Genomic DNA, 4,854 nt, shown 5'->3' on the forward strand with positions numbered 1-4,854 from the left:
CGTTCGCTTTCATATTCTCAGTTACTTTGGATAAGTCCTCGAGCTATTAGTATTAGTCCGCTACATGTGTCGCCACACTTCCACTTCTAACCTATCTACCTGATCATCTCTCAGGGCTCTTACTGATATAAAATCATGGGAAATCTCATCTTGAGGTGGGTTTCACACTTAGATGCTTTCAGCGTTTATCCCTTCCCTACATAGCTACCCAGCGATGCCTTTGGCAAGACAACTGGTACACCAGCGGTAAGTCCACTCTGGTCCTCTCGTACTAGGAGCAGATCCTCTCAAATTTCCTACGCCCGCGACGGATAGGGACCGAACTGTCTCACGACGTTCTGAACCCAGCTCGCGTGCCGCTTTAATGGGCGAACAGCCCAACCCTTGGGACCGACTACAGCCCCAGGATGCGACGAGCCGACATCGAGGTGCCAAACCTCCCCGTCGATGTGAACTCTTGGGGGAGATAAGCCTGTTATCCCCAGGGTAGCTTTTATCCGTTGAGCGATGGCCCTTCCATACGGAACCACCGGATCACTAAGCCCGACTTTCGTCCCTGCTCGAGTTGTAGCTCTCGCAGTCAAGCTCCCTTATACCTTTACACTCTGCGAATGATTTCCAACCATTCTGAGGGAACCTTTGGGCGCCTCCGTTACCTTTTAGGAGGCGACCGCCCCAGTCAAACTGCCCGTCAGACACTGTCTCCGATAGGGATCACCTATCTGGGTTAGAGTGGCCATAACACAAGGGTAGTATCCCAACAACGTCTCCTTCGAAACTGGCGTCCCGATCTCATAGACTCCTACCTATCCTGTACATGTGGTACAGACACTCAATATCAAACTGCAGTAAAGCTCCATGGGGTCTTTCCGTCCTGTCGCGGGTAACCTGCATCTTCACAGGTACTAAAATTTCACCGAGTCTCTCGTTGAGACAGTGCCCAAATCATTACGCCTTTCGTGCGGGTCGGAACTTACCCGACAAGGAATTTCGCTACCTTAGGACCGTTATAGTTACGGCCGCCGTTTACTGGGGCTTCAATTCATACCTTCGCTTACGCTAAGCACTCCTCTTAACCTTCCAGCACCGGGCAGGCGTCACCCCCTATACATCATCTTACGATTTAGCAGAGAGCTGTGTTTTTGATAAACAGTTGCTTGGGCCTATTCACTGCGGCTGACTTAAAGTCAGCACCCCTTCTCCCGAAGTTACGGGGTCATTTTGCCGAGTTCCTTAACGAGAGTTCTCTCGCTCACCTGAGGCTACTCGCCTCGACTACCTGTGTCGGTTTGCGGTACGGGTAGAGTATGTTTAAACGCTAGAAGCTTTTCTTGGCAGTGTGACGTCACTAACTTCGCTACTAAACTTCGCTCCCCATCACAGCTCAATGTTATAGAACTAAGCATTTGACTCAGTTCACACCTCACTGCTTAGACAGACACTTCCAATCGTCTGCTTTAGTTAGCCTACTGCGTCCCTCCATCACTACATACTCTAGTACAGGAATATCAACCTGTTGTCCATCGGATACACCTTTCGGTCTCTCCTTAGGTCCCGACTAACCCAGGGCGGACGAGCCTTCCCCTGGAAACCTTAGTCTTACGGTGGACAGGATTCTCACCTGTCTTTCGCTACTCATACCGGCATTCTCACTTCTATGCGTTCCAGCACTCCTCACGGTACACCTTCATCACACATAGAACGCTCTCCTACCATACCTATAAAGGTATCCACAGCTTCGGTAAATTGTTTTAGCCCCGGTACATTTTCGGCGCAGGGTCACTCGACTAGTGAGCTATTACGCACTCTTTGAATGAATAGCTGCTTCTAAGCTAACATCCTAGTTGTCTGTGCAACCCCACATCCTTTTCCACTTAACAATTATTTTGGGACCTTAGCTGGTGGTCTGGGCTGTTTCCCTTTCGACTACGGATCTTAGCACTCGCAGTCTGACTGCCGACCATAATTCATTGGCATTCGGAGTTTATCTGAGATTGGTAATCCGGGATGGACCCCTCACCCAAACAGTGCTCTACCTCCAAGAATCTCTAATGTCGACGCTAGCCCTAAAGCTATTTCGGAGAGAACCAGCTATCTCCAAGTTCGTTTGGAATTTCTCCGCTACCCACAAGTCATCCAAGCACTTTTCAACGTGCCCTGGTTCGGTCCTCCAGTGCGTCTTACCGCACCTTCAACCTGCTCATGGGTAGGTCACATGGTTTCGGGTCTACGTCATGATACTAATTCGCCCTATTCAGACTCGGTTTCCCTACGGCTCCGTCTCTTCAACTTAACCTCGCATCATAACGTAACTCGCCGGTTCATTCTACAAAAGGCACGCTCTCACCCATTAACGGGCTCGAACTTGTTGTAGGCACACGGTTTCAGGTTCTATTTCACTCCCCTCCCGGGGTGCTTTTCACCTTTCCCTCACGGTACTGGTTCACTATCGGTCACTAGGGAGTATTTAGGGTTGGGAGATGGTCCTCCCAGATTCCGACGGGATTTCACGTGTCCCGCCGTACTCAGGATACTGCTAGGTACAAAGACTATTTTAAATACGAGGCTATTACTCTCTTTGGCTGATCTTCCCAAATCATTCTTCTATAATCTTTGAGTCCACATTGCAGTCCTACAACCCCGAAGAGTAAACTCCTCGGTTTGCCCTTCTGCCGTTTCGCTCGCCGCTACTAAGGCAATCGCTTTTGCTTTCTCTTCCTGCAGCTACTTAGATGTTTCAGTTCACTGCGTCTTCCTCCTCACATCCTTAACAGATGCGGGTAACAGGTAGTACCTGTTGGGTTCCCCCATTCGGAAATCCCTGGATCATCGCTTACTTACAGCTACCCAAGGCATATCGTCGTTTGTCACGTCCTTCTTCGGCTCCTAGTGCCAAGGCATCCACCGTGCGCCCTTATTAACTTAACCTTACTTTTTGACCTTTCAGTCATAAACTCTTATTAATACTACAGCGTTTTCGGTTTATTTTCTTGTTACTATTTGATATAGATATTCAATTTTCAATGTGCATTACTTGGTGATCTCTCACCAATGGAGCCTAGCGGGATCGAACCGCTGACCTCCTGCGTGCAAAGCAGGCGCTCTCCCAGCTGAGCTAAGGCCCCACAAGACCTCTCAAGACTAAACAAGACCAATGCGCAGTTCCTTATCCTTAGAAAGGAGGTGATCCAGCCGCACCTTCCGATACGGCTACCTTGTTACGACTTCACCCCAATCATCTATCCCACCTTAGGCGGCTGGCTCCTAAAAGGTTACCTCACCGACTTCGGGTGTTACAAACTCTCGTGGTGTGACGGGCGGTGTGTACAAGGCCCGGGAACGTATTCACCGCGGCGTGCTGATCCGCGATTACTAGCGATTCCGACTTCATGTAGGCGAGTTGCAGCCTACAATCCGAACTGAGACTGGCTTTAAGAGATTAGCTTGCCGTCACCGGCTTGCGACTCGTTGTACCAGCCATTGTAGCACGTGTGTAGCCCAGGTCATAAGGGGCATGATGATTTGACGTCATCCCCACCTTCCTCCGGTTTATTACCGGCAGTCTCGCTAGAGTGCCCAACTGAATGATGGCAACTAACAATAGGGGTTGCGCTCGTTGCGGGACTTAACCCAACATCTCACGACACGAGCTGACGACAACCATGCACCACCTGTCACCTCTGTCCCGAAGGAAAACTCTATCTCTAGAGCGGTCAGAGGGATGTCAAGACCTGGTAAGGTTCTTCGCGTTGCTTCGAATTAAACCACATGCTCCACCGCTTGTGCGGGCCCCCGTCAATTCCTTTGAGTTTCAACCTTGCGGTCGTACTCCCCAGGCGGAGTGCTTAATGCGTTAGCTGCGGCACTAAACCCCGGAAAGGGTCTAACACCTAGCACTCATCGTTTACGGCGTGGACTACCAGGGTATCTAATCCTGTTTGCTCCCCACGCTTTCGAGCCTCAGCGTCAGTTACAAGCCAGAGAGCCGCTTTCGCCACCGGTGTTCCTCCATATATCTACGCATTTCACCGCTACACATGGAATTCCACTCTCCCCTCTTGCACTCAAGTTAAACAGTTTCCAAAGCGTACTATGGTTAAGCCACAGCCTTTAACTTCAGACTTATCTAACCGCCTGCGCTCGCTTTACGCCCAATAAATCCGGACAACGCTCGGGACCTACGTATTACCGCGGCTGCTGGCACGTAGTTAGCCGTCCCTTTCTGGTAAGATACCGTCACAGTGTGAACTTTCCACTCTCACACTCGTTCTTCTCTTACAACAGAGCTTTACGATCCGAAAACCTTCTTCACTCACGCGGCGTTGCTCGGTCAGACTTCCGTCCATTGCCGAAGATTCCCTACTGCTGCCTCCCGTAGGAGTCTGGGCCGTGTCTCAGTCCCAGTGTGGCCGATCACCCTCTCAGGTCGGCTATGTATCGTCGCCTTGGTGAGCCGTTACCCCACCAACTAGCTAATACAACGCAGGTCCATCTGGTAGTGATGCAATTGCACCTTTTAAGCAAATGTCATGCAACATCTACTCTTATGCGGTATTAGCTATCGTTTCCAATAGTTATCCCCCGCTACCAGGCAGGTTACCTACGCGTTACTCACCCGTTCGCAACTCATCCGGAGAAGCAAGCTCCTCCTTCAGCGTTCTACTTGCATGTATTAGGCACGCCGCCAGCGTTCGTCCTGAGCCAGGATCAAACTCTCATTAAAAGTTTGAGTTCTCACTCATTTCTGTCACTGACAGATTTATTGTTTTTTTCATTGTTCAGTACTACAACCTTAGTTGTAGTGCCCTGCACATTGGTTCGTCTTGTTCAGTTTTCAAAGGTCTTTGTCACTTG

At 50.1% G+C, this 4,854-nt stretch carries 1 tRNA gene and 2 rRNA genes; all 3 read right to left on the bottom strand.

Features of this window, described 5'->3' with window-relative positions:
* Positions 1-26: 26 nt before the first annotated feature.
* Positions 27-2,928 (bottom strand): 23S ribosomal RNA (locus K1I71_RS09380).
* A 124-nt stretch (positions 2,929-3,052) separates the two neighbouring features.
* Positions 3,053-3,125 (bottom strand) — tRNA-Ala (locus K1I71_RS09385).
* 51 nt (positions 3,126-3,176) lie between these two features.
* Positions 3,177-4,723 (bottom strand): 16S ribosomal RNA (locus K1I71_RS09390).
* Together the 16S and 23S rRNA genes with 1 tRNA gene alongside form the textbook arrangement of a ribosomal RNA operon.
* Positions 4,724-4,854: the final 131 nt, after the last annotated feature.

The sequence above is a fragment of the Streptococcus mitis genome (assembly GCF_019929545.1).
GTDB lineage: Bacteria > Bacillota > Bacilli > Lactobacillales > Streptococcaceae > Streptococcus > Streptococcus mitis_BU.